We start from the raw sequence: 15,322 nt of genomic DNA on the forward strand, positions 1-15,322 counted from the left end.
CGCGGCCGGAGCCGCTTCCCGGACGTGTACACGATGCTGAATCGGAGAGCAGCGGGACTCGCCGCCGGGGGTTCCGGCCGTCACGGCATGATACCCGCGATCGCCGGGCGGGCATTCGCTTCCGCCTTCGCACAACAGCCCGGGCGGCACACGTCGAACCACGGGCCGATCCGCGTGACGCTTGCCCGCTCGTCGACCGGGCGCCCCACGATGCGCTCGCGCACGAGATCGACAAGAGCGTCGACGAATGTCGGGTGCACGCCGGGAGTCGGGACGCGCGTCATCCACAGCCCGTGATCCTCCGCCGTCTCTCGTGCCTCGCGGTCGAGGTCCCAGAGCACCTCGAGGTGATCGCTCACGAACCCGATGGGCACGACGACGACCGCAGTGCGCCGATCGAGCGCCGCGATTGCGTCGTTGATATCGGGCTCGAGCCACGGAGTCGACGGTGCGCCGGAGCGCGACTGGTAGACCAGCTGCCACGAGACGTCGGGAGCGGCATCGGCGACGACTTGCTCGGCGACCGCGAGATGCTGCGCCACGTAACCCTCGCCGTCGGCATCATCGGATGCGCCCGCGCCCGAGAGCGCCGCATCGGCCGATGGGATGCTGTGCGTCGTGAACAGCACTTCGATCGCGTCTCGACGGTGGCCCGCGCACTCGGCCGAGACAACGGCCTCGCGCAGCCCCTCCGCGAACGGCTCGACGAACCCGGGATGCGAGAAGAACTGGCGCACCTTGTCGATCTGCAGGACCTCGCTGAGTCCGGCGGACTCGAGCGCGTCCGCCCAGTCTTCGCGATACTGGCGGCACGAAGAGTATGACGAGTACGCGCTCGTCGGAATCGCGATGACGCGCCGCGCGCCATTCCGCGCGGCCGCAGTGAGCGCCTCGTCGAGATAGGGCGCCCAGTTTCGATTGCCCCAGTACACCGGGAGGTCCAGTCCGGCGGTCAGGAGCGCCTCCTGCAACGCTGTGCGAAGCGTCCGGTTCTGCTCGTTGATCGGGCTGACACCTCCGAAGACACGGTAGTGCCGCGCGACCTCTTCGAGACGCTCATCGGGGATCCCGCGCCCGCGGGTCACGTTGCGCAGAAACGGCAGCACGTCTTCCTGTCCCTCCGGACCGCCGAACCCGGACAGGAGCACGGCGTCGTAGGAGACCGGCTCTGTGATGTGCGCTGAACCGGACTGCGCGGCCGACGTCGCCGAGGCGACGACAGCTCCTGGCTCGAGGTGCACGCCCGTGGCCTGCGGTGGTTTTGTCTCGCGTCGAGGGGTCGAAGCTGAGGGATCTGTCATGCGTGTCTCCTGTTATCGGGGGAACCAGAGTGTCGAGCGACGGTCACTTCGTTCGGTGGCACTTTCTCCCAGTCGGCGACCGGCCCGTCGACGACGACAAAGCTCGGGTGCGGGTGCGGCGCGTGAATCCCCTGCCAGTGCTTCCAGACGCCGGGACTGCGCTGCCGCAGCTTCTCGGACAGGTGCGACCACTCGTATGCGAGCTGCCCTGTCGTCACTGTGATCTCCGCGCGGGACCCCGTCGCGAGGATCTTCTCGCGCGCGAATCGATAGCCCCGCGCATCGGCATCATCGACGATCGCCGTGAGGAAGTCGCCGATCGCCGTGAGCGGATCATCGGTTTGCTGGAAGCGCCGCAGCTGCGGGTGGTGCGAATACGCGCGGCCCGGGTTCAGGACCACGGCCTGGGCGAGGAGCGCCTCCCGCCACGCCGCGACGAGTCCTACTCGGTCGAGATACTGTGGATGGAGCGACCAGAGTCTCATGAGGCCGCTCCCGATGAGCGCTCGGCTGCACGCAGGATGCTCGTGACCATACCGCCGAAGATCACGCCGTGCATCGGCAACAATGTCACCCAATATACCCGCCCCGCAAGTCCCTTCGGAACGAACACAGCCCGCTGACGATAGACGGATCCTCGTCCGTCCGGCTCGACCCCGAGCTCGAGCCACCCGCGGCCCGGCATCCGCATCTCTGCGGATAGGCGCAGCGCGCGGCCGCGGTCGAGCCATTCCACGCGCCACACGTCGACGACATCGCCTGTGTGAAGGCGGGACGGGTGCCGTCGTCCGCGCCGCATTCCGACCCCCCCGGACAGCCGATCGATCCACCCCCGTACGGCCCAGGCGAACGGGGAGGAATACCAGCCATTGTCTCCGCCGATCGATTCGATGATCTTCCAGACCTCTTCAGGCGGCGCCTCGCTGCGACGCTCGCGCACGTCGGTGCGCACGGCACCCCCTGCCCAATCGGGGTCGCTCGGCAACGGGTCACTCGGCGCCCCCGGAACGGTGGCGCTCTGCCAGCTGGTCTCCACCTGGCCGTCGCGCTCGCGGCTCAGCGCCAGCCGCACGGCGCCTCGGTAGGACATCAGCCCGTCTCGGGGCGGCGGGATGATGCGGTCGATGTCGCGCTCGTCCGCCACGCAGTCGTTCTGGAGCGAGGCGATTATCGGTACCGCGATCCGGCGTGGAACCGGAGTGACCAGGTTCACCCACTGCGAGGCGAGCCACGGAGTGAGGACGGGAAGAGCAACAATGGGCCGCCGAGGCAACCCGGCTTCGACAGCGTAGTCGTTCATCATCTGGCCGTAAGTCAGCACGTCCGGTCCACCGATGTCGAAGGTCCGGTTGATGCGCTCATCCAGCGCGACCGATTCGACGAGGTAGCGGAGCACGTCGCGCACAGCAATCGGCTGCACGCGATTGCGCACCCAGCGAGGGGCAGGCATGCACGGCAGCACCTCGGTGAGATGCCGGATCATCTCGAACGACGCCGAGCCAGATCCGATCACGATCCCTGCCTTGAACACGATCGCCGGGACGTCGCTATCGAGGAAAACCTGACCGACAGCGGCGCGCGATGCTAGATGGGGCGATAGTGCGGCTTCGGACGGATGCAGCCCGCCGAGGTAGACGATCCTCCCCACGCCCGCATCCTCCGCCGCCTGCGCGAACGATTCGGCATCGCGTCTCTCCGCTGCCCCGAAATCTTTGCCGGCCCGCATGGAGTGCACGAGGTAGAAGGCGACGTCGACACCGGTCATCGCGCGCCGCACGGCCGCAGAATTCGACAGGTCGCCCTCGGCGATACGGACACGACCGCGCCAAGGCACGTCGGTCAGCTTCCACGGCGAGCGCGCCAGGCAGGTGACCTCGTAGCCTGCCTGGAGCAGCTGCGGCACCAGCCGCCCGCCGACGTACCCGGTGGCTCCCGTCACGAGCACACGTGTCATAGGTGGAGTTCCTCCAGGAAGCTGACGATGAGAATCATGGTGACTGCGAATCCGGTCACATAGTTGATGGCGAGAAAGCGCCGCCACGCAGCGTTGACGTTTCCTGACTCGTCGTCGGTCACGCGCAGATACGGCGCTGCGCTCACGACGTAGGGCACCGCGGCGGCCGCGGCGAGCGATGCGGGCCACGGAGTGAACAGCATGAGCGCGCCCGCACCGAGCCATAGTCCGACGGCAAGTCTCACGGTGGCGGCCGCGCCCAGCGCGGTCGCCACGGACCCGATCGCCGCAGCGCGATCGGGAACGACGTCCTGCACGGCTCCGAATGCGTGACTCGCCATGCCCCACAGGAAGAAGGCCGTCATCGTGACGACGATCGGCCCCGTCACGGTGGTTCCGGTGAGAGCCAGTCCACAGAGCGCAGGGAGCACGAAGTGCAGACTCGATGTCACGGAGTCGAGGAAGGGGATCTCCTTGAAGCGCAGGCCGGGGGCCGAGTAGGCGATGACCGCGAACAGACTGATCGCAAGCAGCGCCCAGAACCGTGGTTGGTCGGATCCGAGCACCACCAGCGCGACCACGAACGGGACGGCGAGGGCCACTGCCGCGATGAGCGTCACTCGGTGCAGGCGCGGAGGCAGCGTCGCGCCCTCCACCCCTCCCTTTCGCGGGTTGGCGAGATCCGAGCTGTAGTCGAAGACGTCATTGACGCCGTACATGAGGAAGTTGTAAGGCACGAGGAAGAAGAGCGTGCCGATGAGGAATGCCGCGCCCAGGCCATCCGTGGTGAGCAGATAGGCCGCAGCAAATGGATAGGCCGTGTTGATCCAGCTGAGAGGACGCGAGGCGACAGTGAGCGTGGTGAGGGTGGAGAGGTAGCCGCTCATCGGCGCGCTCCGCGCTGACGCGAGGCGAGAAGCTCACGCACTCCGGCGAGCAGGAGCGAGCCGACGACCGGGTAGAGGAAGTCCTCCAGCGGCATGAGCCCAAGACGCCACCCCAGCGTGTGCCCATGCCCGAAATCGAACAAACCGGCTGCCATCATGATGTTGTCGAAGATAGCGGTGAGGATCGTCAGGCATGCTGTCGTCGCTGCCCACGTCGTGACGTACGTCCGAAGACGGCCGCGGCCGTGCGCGTTAGCGGCCCCGACCGAGAACACGATCAGGCCGACGATGATAAACGGAAGCGACATGAGCAGGTACGTCATCGCGCTTCGCTCCTCTCCGTCAGCCGTTGCCAGCCGCCCAGCAGCACGAGCGTCAGATACGTCAGAAACGACACGAACAGAAGCTCTTCGAGCGGGAAGTGTGGTGCCAGCAGCACGCCGGTCGCCCATCGGGAGTCGAGATGACGGAAGACCCCAAAGCCTATGCCCACGGCATCCCACGCGAGGAAGAACACGGTGCCGACGCCGAGCGCGGCTCCCGTGCCGACCGGAGCGCCGCCGAACGCGAGCCGATAGCGAGCGTCCACGAGGCCGACACACGCGCCGCTCACGATCAGGGAGACGGCGTAGAAAGCGCTCATGGCACGTTCACCGGCCCGGGAGATCGGTCATTGCGGACGAGCTTCAGCACGAGCTCCGCGCCGATCAGGCACATAGGCAGCCCGACGCCCGGCACCGCGGTCGCTCCGGTGTAGAACAGTCCGCCGACACGCCGCGACCGCGTCACCCCGCGGAAGAAGGCGCTCTGCCGGAGCGTATGCGCGGGCCCCAGCGCGCTACCGCGGAACGCATGGAACTCGACGGCGAAATCCCCGGGTCCGATCGTGCGGCGCACGACGATGCGGTCCGCGAGATCGGGGATTGTCGCCCACTCGGCGATCTGTGTGATGGCGTGATCGGCGATCTCGGTCACGGCGACGTCGCCGAGACCGTTCGCCCCCCCGCGTCCGATGCTCACGTCGGGCGGCACCGGCACGAGGACGAAAAGATTCTCGTGGCCGTCGGGGGCGACGTGCTCGTCGCTTGCACTCGGCATGCACACGTACAGAGACGGCGGCGTGGGCACCCGCGGTTCGGATCCGAAGATCGCGTCGAAGTTCTCGTGCCAGTCGTTGGAGAAGAACAGCGTATGGTGCCGAAGCTGCGGCAGTTCGCCGCGCACACCGAGCATGACCAGCACGGCCCCCGGTCCGGAGACCTGCTCGGTCCAGCGGCGGTCAGGATATGAGCGGTCGCTCTCGGCGAGCAGCGCGGTCTCCGCATGGTGCTCGTCGATCGCCGACACGACGATATCGGCCTCGATCGTCCGTCGCACGCCGGCACGATCGACCGTGACGCCGCGTACAGCGCCATCACCCGAGAGGATCTCGGCGACCTCGCTCTCTGTCTCGATCCGGACGCCGTGGGCACGCGCGAGTTCGACGAGCGAGCCGACGAAGCCGCGGAAGCCGCCTCGCGGGTACCGCACACCGTCGACGAGATCCATGTGGCTCATCAGATGGTAAAGCGCCGGCGCGTCGAACGGGGACGTGCCGAGGAACACTGCCGGGTAGCCGAGGATCTGTCGCAGCCGACGGTCGGCGACCCTATGGCAGATCATCGACCAGAGCGAGCGCGTGAGAAGGGGGACGATCGCGGGCGCGTTCCGCAGCACGCAGGGCGCGGCGAAGGACCGCCAGGAGGAGAAGGTGTTGTAGAGGTACGCTTCGCGCGCTGCCTCGTAGGTCCGCGTCGCCGAAGAGAGGTATCGTCGTACACGCCGTCCGGCGCCCTGCTCGCGCGCTTCGAACAGCTTTGCGACGGCGTCCGTCCCCGACCGCACGTCGATCGGCGCGCGATCCGCGGACCCGTCGGGCTCGCCGTAGACCCGATAGCCGGGGTCTAGCGAGACGAGGTCGAAGTGCTCCGAGGCTGTCGTGCCCATCAGGCGGTAGAAGTGCTCGAAGACCTCGGGCATGAGGTACCACGACGGCCCCGTGTCGAATGAGAAGCCGTCGCACTCCCAGGCTCCGGCGCGACCGCCGAGATCGGTGCGGCGTTCAACGAGCGTGACGTCGTGTCCGTCGCGCGCCAGCAAACCGGCTGTCGCGAGCCCGCTGACGCCGCCCCCGATGACGACCACCTGTGAGCGGCTCATCGTGCGACCTTCCGCGCCCACGCACGCACCAGGATCTGCGCCTTCACCGGGTCGGGCACACGCACGCGCTCGCGGGCGACGAGGGCGGCCGGGGCGCGATCGATGCGCGCGACGAGTTCGCCGAAAAGCGAGCGCGCGGCCCAGACGGCAGAGCGACACGATGAATCCAACAGCGAGATGGCGACGTCAGCTTCCGCGAGGTCGTCGCGGATCTCGCGCACGAGACCGTCCTTCGCCGTGTCCGTGAGCCCATCGCCCGTGCCGGGGAGATAGCGCCGCCCCAGCGAGTCGCGATCGTCTGCCCAGTCCCGCAGGAAATTGACTTTCTGGAACGCAGCGCCGAGCCGGCGCGCACCCGCCCGCAACTCCTGACGCTCGCCGTCGGAGCGAGGTCGATCTCCCTCGAAGACAGCCAGGCACATCAGTCCGACGACTTCCGCGGACCCGTAGATATAGGTCGCGAGCGCCTTGTCGTCGAACTCGACGGCACCGAGATCGGCACGCATCGACGCGAAAAAGGGCCGAATGAGATCTCGGCCGATTCCGTACTCTCGCGCGGTGAGTGCGAATGCGTGGACGATGAGATCGGTGCTGTACCCGCGCTCACACGCGCGCGTCGTCTCGGTCTCCAGCGCGTCCAGGAGCGCGCGCCGCTCGTTCTCATCGACTCCCGCCGCTTCCGCGGGGCCGTCGACGAGCTCGTCGGCGATCCTGACGAGTGCGTAGATCCGAGCGATATTGGTGCGGACACGAGGGTGCATGAGCCGGTTCGCCCAGGCGAACGAAGTCGAGTAGCGGCGCAGTACGGTAGTCGCGCTATCCGTTGCGGCTCGGTTGTAGAGGCTCAGATCGGTGACGCTCAGGCCCGGCGCGCGCTGCATTCGTTGCTCGCCTCCTCCAGCAGTCGCACCAGCTTCACGGGCAGATCAGCGGCGTGAATGCGCCGACGGACCTCATCGCGTCGCGCGTCGATCTGGGATTCGACGTATGCGCGCGCACCCGATCGCTCGACGACCTCTCGGACGCGCGCGCCATCCGCCGGCGTCAGGCTCTCGTCGCCGAAGTGACGCGCGATGTCGGACCACGCAGGATCATGGCGCGCGTACGAAATCAGCAGTGTCTCCTTGCCCTCCCGGAGGTCGCTCAGGACCGATTTCCCCGTCTCACACTCGTCGCCGAATGTGCCGAGCACATCGTCACGGAGCTGGTAGATAACCCCGATCTGCCGCGCGATCACGTCGACCGCATCGGCAACGCGACGAGGTGCCCCTGACAGCGCCGCAGCGAGAGCCAGCGGCGCGCGGAACGAATACGCCGCCGTCTTGTGCTCGATCATCGCAATGACGTCGTCCGGGGTCGGGTCGGACAAGTGCATGCTGAGAAGCACATCGGTATGCTCGCCAGCCGCGCTCTCCAGGACCGTCTCGCTGAAGATCTCGAGCGCGGACCGACGCCGATCTTCGGCGACGTCGAGCGTCGCGATGAGTCCGTGGGCGCGCGTGATAAGCAGGTCCCCCGCGATGATCGACGACGCATCTCCCCACGCACGCGCGTCGCGTTGCGTCGCACCGGCCGCCTGCGCCTCGGAGGCGAATCGTCCCGCGACGTTCTCACGACCGCGCCGCGTGAGGTCGCCGTCGATCACGTCATCATGGATGACCAGCGCTGCGTGCAGCAGTTCAATCGCACATGCGGCGTCGACAGCCGCGCGATCGTCCTCGCCGCCGAGCGCGCGGTAGGCGTCGAGAAGAAGACGTGGGCGGACCTTTTTTCCCCCGTGCGCGATTGTTTCGACCGTCTCCCACAGGCGTACGTACGACGGTGTAAAGCGTGGGGCTTCGTCACGGCCAGAGCGAAGTATCTCCGTCATCCGAGCTTCGAAGACAGGGAAAAGTGGAACAGGGTCCGCGCACTCTCTGCGCGGAGTGAGTGCGGACATGACGCCCGGAAGGTGGGACACCAGCCACGGGCTGAACGCCCACGGCGCCGCGCTCACGGCCGCCGACAAGTCGTCGGGCGAGATCCACTGGGTCTCTGCCACCTCATCGCGATTCGGCTCGAGAGAAGACGTTGCTCTGGCCACGAAGACCGGACAGTACTCGTTCTCTTCAATGCCCGAGGCGTCGCGGGCCGTATATCGGAACTCAGGTAGGGGACACGAAAGGATCTCGATCTCCAGGCCCAATTCGAACTTCGCCCGCCGTCGAACAGCGTCTTCGAGGTTCTCGCCAGGCTCGGGGTGGCCGCAGTACGAGTTCGTCCACACCCCCGGCCAGGTGCGCTTGCCGAGCGCGCGACGCGTCATCAGCACGTGACCGTCCGATCGCACCACATGACACGAGAAGGCAAGGTGGCGCGGGGTCTTCTCCCCGTGAGCGGTCTCCTTGGGGTGGGTGCCGACAGCGACGCCATCATCATCAACGAGAACCACGTGCTCCACGGACCAGCTCCATTTCGTTCGCCTAGCGAGACATCAACCTACCATAAGATATGTACGATGTACGTGTGGTCGATCAGAAGCAGTCCAGGATGAACGCGCGCCATGCGTCGATCGACCCTGGCCTCCTGGATGTCGCCGAACTCGCCGAGAGTGACATCGCACAGACGTTCGAGGTGATGGATGCGCTGGCCGAATGGCAGGAGGCGTCTCGCCTACTCGCGAAGATCTCGGCGCGATACATGCGACTGAACGAGACCGACATGCGTGCGATCCGCATGATCATGCGGGCGCAGCAGCGCGGAGAGATCGTCACTCCGAAAGACGTGTCACACGACGTCGGCATCTCGAGCGCGTCGACGACCAAACTCGTCGACCGCCTCGTCGACGGTGGGCATCTCACACGCACGGAGCACCCCTCCGACCGCAGGACGACCGAGATCCGCGTCACCGAGTCGACGCGTCGCTCCGCGCGGGCCACTCTCGGAAGGCAGCACTCCCGCCGCTTTGCTGCAGCGGCCGCGATGACGCCCAGCGAGCGCGATATCCTGATCCGATTCTTTAGAGCGATGACCCGGGCGGATGCTCCGTATGGGGACCTCTTGAACGCCTCGCACGAGGCCGAGCAATGACGCCTCAGGCTTATCGCAACCGACTCGCGGCGCGGACAACCTCCGTCTGCCGCGAGGCCCGCGAGACGCGCTCAGAGCGACCAAGCCGGCCCAACGCCGACGGCCTATAGCGCTCGCACGGGAGGATGTTCAGCGCCGGCACACAGGGCCGTCGGGACTCATGCGCATTCAGGTGTCAGCTGGGGTTAGGCCGCCAGGCATACGTTTGGGATTATGATGGTCTCGAATTTGATCGGTACCATTGAGCTCGGCCGGGCCCTTCGGTGGCGATGGTGGTAGGCCCGCTCGATCCGGGTGATGATCGCAAACCATAGTTTCTCGCAGGTGCGCCAACGACCTCGGTCCAGCACGTTCATTCGGGGGCAGCGCGAAGAAGGCTTCCATTGCCGTGTTGTCCCCCGCAGCACCGGCCTTCCCCATCGACCTGGCGAGGTGATGACGGTTCAGAGCGTGCACCAACTGCCGTGACCGAAACGGACCCGCCGCCCGCGCTGGTCCCTGCAGCGGGCCAGGCGATTGCTGGGAATGATCCGGTTCAGTGATCCCGACCATCGCACTCCAGCAGGCGAAGCCAGATCTCGCTGATCGTCGGGTAGGCCGGGACCGCATGCCAGAGCCGGTCCAGAGGGACCTCTCCGGCGATCGCGACGGTCGCGGAATGCAGCAGCTCGGCGACATCGGGGCCGACAGCGGTGAATCCGATCAGCATGTTCCGATCTGCATCGATGACCATGCGTGCCTGGCCCTGGTAGCCGTCGGCATGCAGGGCGGCACCGGCGACGGCCCCCAGGTCGTGGTCGATCACGCGGACTCTCTTCCCGGCCGCCTCGGCGACCTCGGCGGTGATGCCTGCGGCCGCGACCTCGGGATCGGTGAAGATGACCTGCGTAGGCGCTTGGGCATCCGCGGTGACCGCGTGCCGTCCCCACGGACGCAAGTCCGGTGGGGTGCCGCCGGCCCTTGCGGCAAGGGCGTCGCCGAGCGCTCGGGCCTGATACTTGCCGTGATGGGTCAGCGGAGCGCGGTTGTTGACATCTCCGGCGGCGAAGAGCCAGGCGGTGCCCGGCCCGTCGGGGGAGTCGTCCGCCACCGGCCTGCCGTGGGGATCCAGGACGGCGAGAGCGTCGTCCACGGTCAGCCAGCTGCCTGGTTCCAGTCCGATCCGGTCCAGGCCGATGTCGGCCGTGTTGGCTCTCCGCCCGGTGGCGACCAGCACTTCGTCGGCGGTGAGAGTCGTGCCGTCGGACAGTCGGATCTCCACCTCGCCGGATGCGGACCGGTGAGCTTCGGTGGCGCCGGCATCCAGATGCAGGGCGACGCCGGAGGACCGGAGCGCCGCGGCGACCTGCTCGCCGGCGAACGGCTCGGTGCCCGGGAGCAGCCGGGTGCGCGAGACCAGGGACACCTGCGATCCCAGCGCGCTGTATGCGGTGGCCATCTCCGAGCCGACGACGCCACCTTCGATGATCGCCAACCGGTCGGGGATCCGCTGCGCCGCAGCCGCTTCTCGGCTCGTCCACGGGGCGACGTCCGACAGCCCCGTGACGGGTGGGATACGGGCACTGCTGCCTGTGGCGATGACGACGGCGTGGCGCGCGTGCAGTGTGGTGGTCGTGCCGTCGGCATCGGTGACGCTCACCGTACGAGGGCCGGTGATCCGTCCCTGTCCCCGGACGAGGGTGATCTGGGCGCTGCGGAGCCACTCGACCTGCCCGGCGTCGTTCCATTGCGAGGCGAATCGGTCCCGGCGGGCCACCACCGCAGCCGAGTCCAGGGAACCTTGGGCCGCCCGGCCGGCGGCCGGGAGCGCACGGGCGGCGCGGAGGGCGGCTGCGTCGCGGAGCAGTGCTTTGGTCGGCATGCATGCCCAGTAGGAGCATTCACCGCCGACGAGATCCTGCTCCACGACGGTCGCGGTGAGGCCGCCTCGGACGACCCGGTCGGCGACGTTCTCGCCGACCGGTCCGCCGCCGATGATGATCACGTCGGCAGCAGGGCGGGCGGGCCCGGTCATCACTTGGCCGCCTTCGGGATGACGACGTGCAGCCGGATGGCCGAGATCAGGAAGAAGATGCCGCCGAGGATCGCGTAGCCGCCGACACCCGTCAGGGCTGCGCCCGGGCCGCCGGCCATCGCGATGAAGGAGCCACCGGCCAGGACGGAGATCCCACCGCTGAGAATCATCGCCAGCTGGCCGCCGAGGCGCCAGCGCAGGATGGCGACGATCAGCTGCACGATGCCCGCGGTGATCGCCCACGCGCCCCACACCCGCAGAATGTTCGGCACGCCGGAGCCGGCGGCGATGGCCAGGCCGACGGCGGTCAGCAGGCTCAGGGCCATGTTGATGTAGAGCGGCGCCTTCGGTCGGCTGGATCCGGATGAGCGGTAGTCGATGATCGCGGCCGCGACGTCGAACACGGGGTAGATGACGATCAGGGCGATGGCGGCGGGATTGATCGTGGTCGCGATCCGCATCAGCAGGATCGCCCAGATGATGGCGAACCCGAATCGCGCGAAGTAGAGATTGCGCAGAGCCTTCGTGCTGCCGGTGGTGTCGGGGACGGGGTCTGCTGCGCGGACCTGCAGGGAAGGGGACGACAGCGAATCGGATGACATGGGGTTCTCTCGGGTAGATAGAACGATCGGTACACCGATATAGTGACCGGGCCGTCGCGCGGTGTCAAGACCGATCGTTCTATCTGTTAGCGTGGATCGCCCGGAACGTCGACGCTTTGCCTGCCGGACCGTCGGGACCTGCGAGGGAGCTGAGGAGAGATCGAGATGGAAGCACGGACGTCACAGGCTCGCGCGCGGTTGCTCGACACTGCGACGGAGCTCTTCTACGGCCAGGGCATCCACGCGGTCGGCATCGATCGGATCATCGCGGAGGCGCAGGTGACCCGGGCGACGCTGTACAAGCATTTCCGCAGCAAGGACGATCTGATCGTCGCCTACCTGACTCGGGCCGATGAGGCCATCCGGGCCGGCATCGACGCAGGCCGCGCGGACTCTGCGGATGCCGATGAGGGCATCCGGGCCGTCAGCCGGACGATCACCGGCGACATCGAACGGCCCGGGTTCCGGGGCTGCGCCTTCTTGAACGCCGCTGCCGAGTATCCCGATCCCGACCACCCTGTGCACCAGGCGGTCCTGACGCAGCGAGAGTGGTTCCTGACCACGATGTGCGAGCTCTTCACCGCCACGGGGAAGATCGATCCCGAACCTGCCGCCCGGCACTTCGTGATGCTGCGGGACGGCGCGATGGCAGCCGGATGCCTCGCGGATGACAAGGCGCCGATCTGCGAGACGTTCCTCCGCGGCGTGGACGGCCTGCTCAGCTATCGCAGTCGCGAACACGCGGCGTCATCGGAAGGTTGAGGCGGCCGACGAGTTCGCGCGTTGGGCCGAAGCCGACGCCGTCGCGCCCGTCCCCGATGCTACGGAAGTGTTCTTCGAGGCCAAGCCCCAGGACGTGGTCGACCGCCTCACGGGAGCCACCCCGATGGGACGGCTCGGCACCCCCGAAGACAACCGCCGAGGTCGTCGCGTCGCTCGCCGGAGGGGCCCGATGGATCAACGGCCGGACGATCTTCGCCAACGGCGGCTACGCCTGAATTCGTCGCGGTCAAGGGACTCGATCACATCGATGAGATGTCGTCGCGCCGCCAGGAGGTCGCCACCAGGATCGGTCTGTCTCCACCGATCCAGTTGCGAGAGCACCCAGGTCCAATGGGCGAGCGGGAGGGTGATCGCCAGGACATGGTCCGGCGGAGGCCAGCCGTACTGATCATGACCACCCGGGTACGCGCGGAGAGCGCGCCACCCCTCCCGCCGGACGGTCGAGGCCGTGGCCACCGATTCCTCGTTGCCCTCGATCACATCGATTGCCGCGGAGTTGTCCGCGCACGCGTCCACGACCTGCCACAAACGCGCGGGTATCTCGACCCTCAGATCCTGCATGGCGCCACCTGTCTGCATCGACCCCGCCGGTATGAGCGTGCTCGACCATGATCGCCCGGGTACGATCGAAGCGAAAGCGCTGCTGGCGGCCCGTTGGCGGATACCAGGCCCGGGTACTGTGGACGGACGGGCAACGCGATCCGACACAGGGGTAAGTCGGCGACGTCGGGCCGAGGCCGCGGGCCGCGCGTACGCACGGTCAACCTGCTGTCAGCGGAGCGAGGGCGCGCAGATGCACGGTGCCCCGGAGGTCCGTCAGCTCGCCGCGGACTCCATGCTCGTCGCCCGCAGCAGCACGTCGACCGCGGCCATGCTGCCAGTGACGCGGACGTCGGGCGAAGCCGAGAGCGGGGCCTGGCCCAGGACGCATGCCTTCCACCCCGCGGTGGTCGCGTCCACCCCGGCGTCGATCGGACCGGCAGGCGGCTCCCGCTCGACCCGGGCGCCCTCGTGGCTGACATGGGCGGTGTAGGTGACCGGATCGGCGCCGGCGAGCCGGGAATCGGACAGCCGCAGCACGACCCGGGCAGGTGTCGAGATCTCGGCGTCCGCCCGGGCGTGGGCGCGCATGGCCAGGACCAAGGTGTCGGGGCTCATGTCGGCGTCCCACGGCAGATCGGGGGAGTCGACCGCCCACAGCGAGAGAGCCGCGTTGACGGCCTCCAGCTTGGATCCCCATGCGGTGAGCTCATAGACGTCGACCCGCGCCGGAGCCGGCAGTGTGCGCCGTACGGCGATGCCCCGCGCCTCGAGGTCCCGCAACCGCTGCGAAAGCACGGTGGGGCTGATGCCCAGGATGTCCCTCTGGAGATCGGCGAACCGTTTGGGGCCGAGCAGCAGCTCACGGACGACGATCAGCGTCCAGCGTTCGCCGATCAGATCGAGGGCGTGCGCGGCCGCGCAGCCGTCGTTGTAGGAACCGTAGGAACGCCGCGAACTCATCGGACCATCGTACCGCCGAAACTACTTGACCTGTAGTGGGCACTACACATACTGTAGTGCCCATCACGATGGCGACAGCGAGGGGCGGGCGGGGACATGTCACTGACCAAGGCCGAGGTGTGGACGCTGGTGCATGCCGAGCGCGACCGGTTGGGGGAGGATCTCTCCGAGCTCGAGAGGCCGCAGTGGCAGACGCCGTCCCTCTGCCGCGGATGGAGCGTGCACGACGTCCTGGCACACCTGCTCGACACGGCGCGCACCGGGAAGCTCGGCTTCGCCGCGAGCATGGTCCGGGCCAAGGGTGACTTCGACCGCGCCAACGAGAACGGCGTGCGCCGCAGCAGGCACGACCAGCCGGAGCAGACCTTGGCGGCATTCCGCGCGGCGAGCCACCTCGAGCGGATCCCACCCGCGCACCGGGCGACGCGTCTGGTCGAAGCGATCGTCCACGGAGAGGACATCCGCCGCACTCTGGGCATCACGGGGAACTACCCCCGCGCCGGGGTGCACGAGGCCATGGCCTACCAGCTCCGTACACCGACTTCCTTTGGAGGCGGGCGGGAGCGGGCCGACGGGGTGCGGCTGATCGACGCCGACAGCGGCGTCTCCTGGGGCGACGGGCCCGAGGTGACCGGAGCAGCGGTGGACCTGCTGGTGGCCGTCTCCGGGCGCCGCGTCGACCCCGAACTGCTCACCGGGCCGGGCGCATCTCGGCTGACACGAGAGGTCTGATCCTGATGACGGACGACGACACGCCCCTGGCTACCTTCACCCTCGAGATCGTGGCCGAAGGCAACAGCGGATGGCCCAGTGTGCAGGTGCCGGATTCCGCTGCTCTGCTGGGCACCGGGAAGGCCATCCGCATCGCAGCGCGCGTGAACGGCCACCCCTACGAGGCCACCCTGCTCCCCATCGGCGGAGGCGTCCACATGCTCCCGATCCGCGCGCCTTTCTGCCGTCAGCACGGGGTGGACGTCGGCGACCGGGTCGAGCTGACGCTGCTGCGATGA

Annotated in this window: 17 protein-coding genes; 4 read left to right on the plus strand and 13 right to left on the minus strand. The window is 67.8% G+C overall.

Going from position 1 to position 15,322, the window contains the following annotated elements:
- Positions 1-80: 80 nt before the first annotated feature.
- The 9 genes from AC5020_RS08620 to idi are packed head-to-tail and all read right to left on the minus strand — an operon-like array spanning position 81 to position 8,781.
- Positions 81-1,301, minus strand: a complete 1,221-nt coding sequence (locus AC5020_RS08620; protein WP_464987970.1) for a ferrochelatase — start codon at positions 1,299-1,301, stop codon at positions 81-83.
- Positions 1,298-1,786: a pyrimidine dimer DNA glycosylase/endonuclease V gene (locus AC5020_RS08625; RefSeq protein ID WP_464987971.1), complete on the minus strand. Its 489-nt coding sequence runs from the start codon at positions 1,784-1,786 to the stop codon at positions 1,298-1,300. The genes AC5020_RS08620 and AC5020_RS08625 overlap by 4 nt, the downstream gene beginning before the upstream one ends.
- Positions 1,783-3,255 carry an SDR family oxidoreductase gene (locus tag AC5020_RS08630; protein ID WP_464987972.1) on the minus strand — a complete coding sequence of 491 codons (1,473 nt, stop codon included), beginning with the start codon at positions 3,253-3,255 and terminating at the stop codon, positions 1,783-1,785. The genes AC5020_RS08625 and AC5020_RS08630 overlap by 4 nt, the downstream gene beginning before the upstream one ends.
- Positions 3,252-4,142, minus strand: coding sequence for a prenyltransferase (locus tag AC5020_RS08635; protein WP_464987973.1), 891 nt, complete (start codon positions 4,140-4,142; stop codon positions 3,252-3,254). Before AC5020_RS08635 ends, AC5020_RS08630 begins: the two co-directional genes overlap by 4 nt.
- Positions 4,139-4,465, minus strand: a complete 327-nt coding sequence (locus AC5020_RS08640) for a lycopene cyclase domain-containing protein (RefSeq protein WP_464987974.1) — start codon at positions 4,463-4,465, stop codon at positions 4,139-4,141. Before AC5020_RS08640 ends, AC5020_RS08635 begins: the two co-directional genes overlap by 4 nt.
- On the minus strand, positions 4,462-4,785 hold the full coding sequence (locus AC5020_RS08645; RefSeq protein WP_464987975.1) for a lycopene cyclase domain-containing protein: 324 nt from the start codon (positions 4,783-4,785) through the stop codon (positions 4,462-4,464). The genes AC5020_RS08640 and AC5020_RS08645 overlap by 4 nt, the downstream gene beginning before the upstream one ends.
- Positions 4,782-6,341 carry a phytoene desaturase family protein gene (crtI, locus tag AC5020_RS08650; RefSeq protein ID WP_464988050.1) on the minus strand — a complete coding sequence of 520 codons (1,560 nt, stop codon included), beginning with the start codon at positions 6,339-6,341 and terminating at the stop codon, positions 4,782-4,784. Before crtI ends, AC5020_RS08645 begins: the two co-directional genes overlap by 4 nt.
- The gene (locus AC5020_RS08655; protein ID WP_377804245.1) at positions 6,338-7,222 is read right to left on the minus strand and encodes a phytoene/squalene synthase family protein; all 885 of its coding nucleotides are present in this window, start codon (positions 7,220-7,222) and stop codon (positions 6,338-6,340) included. Before AC5020_RS08655 ends, crtI begins: the two co-directional genes overlap by 4 nt.
- Positions 7,201-8,781: an isopentenyl-diphosphate Delta-isomerase gene (gene idi / locus AC5020_RS08660; RefSeq protein ID WP_464987976.1), complete on the minus strand. Its 1,581-nt coding sequence runs from the start codon at positions 8,779-8,781 to the stop codon at positions 7,201-7,203. Before idi ends, AC5020_RS08655 begins: the two co-directional genes overlap by 22 nt.
- A 65-nt stretch (positions 8,782-8,846) precedes the next feature.
- On the opposite strand from idi, the gene AC5020_RS08665 reads away from it, so the two are divergent.
- Positions 8,847-9,410 carry a MarR family winged helix-turn-helix transcriptional regulator gene (locus AC5020_RS08665; RefSeq protein WP_464987977.1) on the plus strand — a complete coding sequence of 188 codons (564 nt, stop codon included), beginning with the start codon at positions 8,847-8,849 and terminating at the stop codon, positions 9,408-9,410.
- A 535-nt stretch (positions 9,411-9,945) separates the two neighbouring features.
- Here AC5020_RS08665 and AC5020_RS08670 read toward each other — a convergent pair.
- Together AC5020_RS08670 and AC5020_RS08675 are read right to left on the minus strand one after the other, a co-directional pair.
- Entirely contained in the window at positions 9,946-11,424 is a 1,479-nt protein-coding gene (locus AC5020_RS08670; RefSeq protein WP_464987978.1) for a dihydrolipoyl dehydrogenase family protein, read from the minus strand.
- On the minus strand, positions 11,424-12,026 hold the full coding sequence (locus AC5020_RS08675; RefSeq protein WP_464987979.1) for a hypothetical protein: 603 nt from the start codon (positions 12,024-12,026) through the stop codon (positions 11,424-11,426). The genes AC5020_RS08670 and AC5020_RS08675 overlap by 1 nt, the downstream gene beginning before the upstream one ends.
- A 165-nt stretch (positions 12,027-12,191) precedes the next feature.
- Between AC5020_RS08675 and AC5020_RS08680 the strand changes: the two genes are divergently transcribed.
- Entirely contained in the window at positions 12,192-12,788 is a 597-nt protein-coding gene (locus tag AC5020_RS08680) for a TetR/AcrR family transcriptional regulator (RefSeq protein ID WP_464987980.1), read from the plus strand.
- A 195-nt stretch (positions 12,789-12,983) separates the two neighbouring features.
- Here AC5020_RS08680 and AC5020_RS08685 read toward each other — a convergent pair whose 3' ends face one another.
- Positions 12,984-13,370 (minus strand): hypothetical protein, encoded by a 387-nt coding sequence (locus tag AC5020_RS08685; RefSeq protein ID WP_464987981.1) that lies wholly within the window; start codon positions 13,368-13,370, stop codon positions 12,984-12,986.
- A 255-nt stretch (positions 13,371-13,625) separates the two neighbouring features.
- Positions 13,626-14,312 carry a winged helix-turn-helix transcriptional regulator gene (locus AC5020_RS08690; protein WP_464987982.1) on the minus strand — a complete coding sequence of 229 codons (687 nt, stop codon included), beginning with the start codon at positions 14,310-14,312 and terminating at the stop codon, positions 13,626-13,628.
- Between the two features lie 96 nt (positions 14,313-14,408).
- Here AC5020_RS08690 and AC5020_RS08695 point away from each other — a divergent pair, with 96 nt between their 5' ends.
- Together AC5020_RS08695 and AC5020_RS08700 are read left to right on the plus strand one after the other, a co-directional pair.
- On the plus strand, positions 14,409-15,044 hold the full coding sequence (locus AC5020_RS08695; protein ID WP_464987983.1) for a maleylpyruvate isomerase family mycothiol-dependent enzyme: 636 nt from the start codon (positions 14,409-14,411) through the stop codon (positions 15,042-15,044).
- A 5-nt stretch (positions 15,045-15,049) separates the two neighbouring features.
- The gene (locus tag AC5020_RS08700; protein ID WP_464987984.1) at positions 15,050-15,322 is read left to right on the plus strand and encodes a DUF1905 domain-containing protein; all 273 of its coding nucleotides are present in this window, start codon (positions 15,050-15,052) and stop codon (positions 15,320-15,322) included.

It is taken from the genome of Brachybacterium sp. SYSU DS0246, from assembly GCF_059391765.1.

What these genes read in the sequence shown, in the direction of transcription:
- AC5020_RS08620 (WP_464987970.1), bottom strand. Translation starts at nt 1,301, where the DNA reads ATGACAGATCCCTCAGCTTCGACCCCTCGACGCGAGACAAAACCACCG.
- AC5020_RS08625 (WP_464987971.1), bottom strand. Translation starts at nt 1,786, where the DNA reads ATGAGACTCTGGTCGCTCCATCCACAGTATCTCGACCGAGTAGGACTC.
- AC5020_RS08630 (WP_464987972.1), bottom strand. Translation starts at nt 3,255, where the DNA reads ATGACACGTGTGCTCGTGACGGGAGCCACCGGGTACGTCGGCGGGCGG.
- AC5020_RS08635 (WP_464987973.1), bottom strand. Translation starts at nt 4,142, where the DNA reads ATGAGCGGCTACCTCTCCACCCTCACCACGCTCACTGTCGCCTCGCGT.
- AC5020_RS08640 (WP_464987974.1), bottom strand. Translation starts at nt 4,465, where the DNA reads ATGACGTACCTGCTCATGTCGCTTCCGTTTATCATCGTCGGCCTGATC.
- AC5020_RS08645 (WP_464987975.1), bottom strand. Translation starts at nt 4,785, where the DNA reads ATGAGCGCTTTCTACGCCGTCTCCCTGATCGTGAGCGGCGCGTGTGTC.
- crtI (WP_464988050.1), bottom strand. Translation starts at nt 6,341, where the DNA reads ATGAGCCGCTCACAGGTGGTCGTCATCGGGGGCGGCGTCAGCGGGCTC.
- AC5020_RS08655 (WP_377804245.1), bottom strand. Translation starts at nt 7,222, where the DNA reads ATGCAGCGCGCGCCGGGCCTGAGCGTCACCGATCTGAGCCTCTACAAC.
- AC5020_RS08670 (WP_464987978.1), bottom strand. Translation starts at nt 11,424, where the DNA reads ATGACCGGGCCCGCCCGCCCTGCTGCCGACGTGATCATCATCGGCGGC.
- AC5020_RS08675 (WP_464987979.1), bottom strand. Translation starts at nt 12,026, where the DNA reads ATGTCATCCGATTCGCTGTCGTCCCCTTCCCTGCAGGTCCGCGCAGCA.
- AC5020_RS08680 (WP_464987980.1), top strand. Translation starts at nt 12,192, where the DNA reads ATGGAAGCACGGACGTCACAGGCTCGCGCGCGGTTGCTCGACACTGCG.
- AC5020_RS08685 (WP_464987981.1), bottom strand. Translation starts at nt 13,370, where the DNA reads ATGCAGGATCTGAGGGTCGAGATACCCGCGCGTTTGTGGCAGGTCGTG.
- AC5020_RS08690 (WP_464987982.1), bottom strand. Translation starts at nt 14,312, where the DNA reads ATGAGTTCGCGGCGTTCCTACGGTTCCTACAACGACGGCTGCGCGGCC.
- AC5020_RS08695 (WP_464987983.1), top strand. Translation starts at nt 14,409, where the DNA reads ATGTCACTGACCAAGGCCGAGGTGTGGACGCTGGTGCATGCCGAGCGC.
- AC5020_RS08700 (WP_464987984.1), top strand. Translation starts at nt 15,050, where the DNA reads ATGACGGACGACGACACGCCCCTGGCTACCTTCACCCTCGAGATCGTG.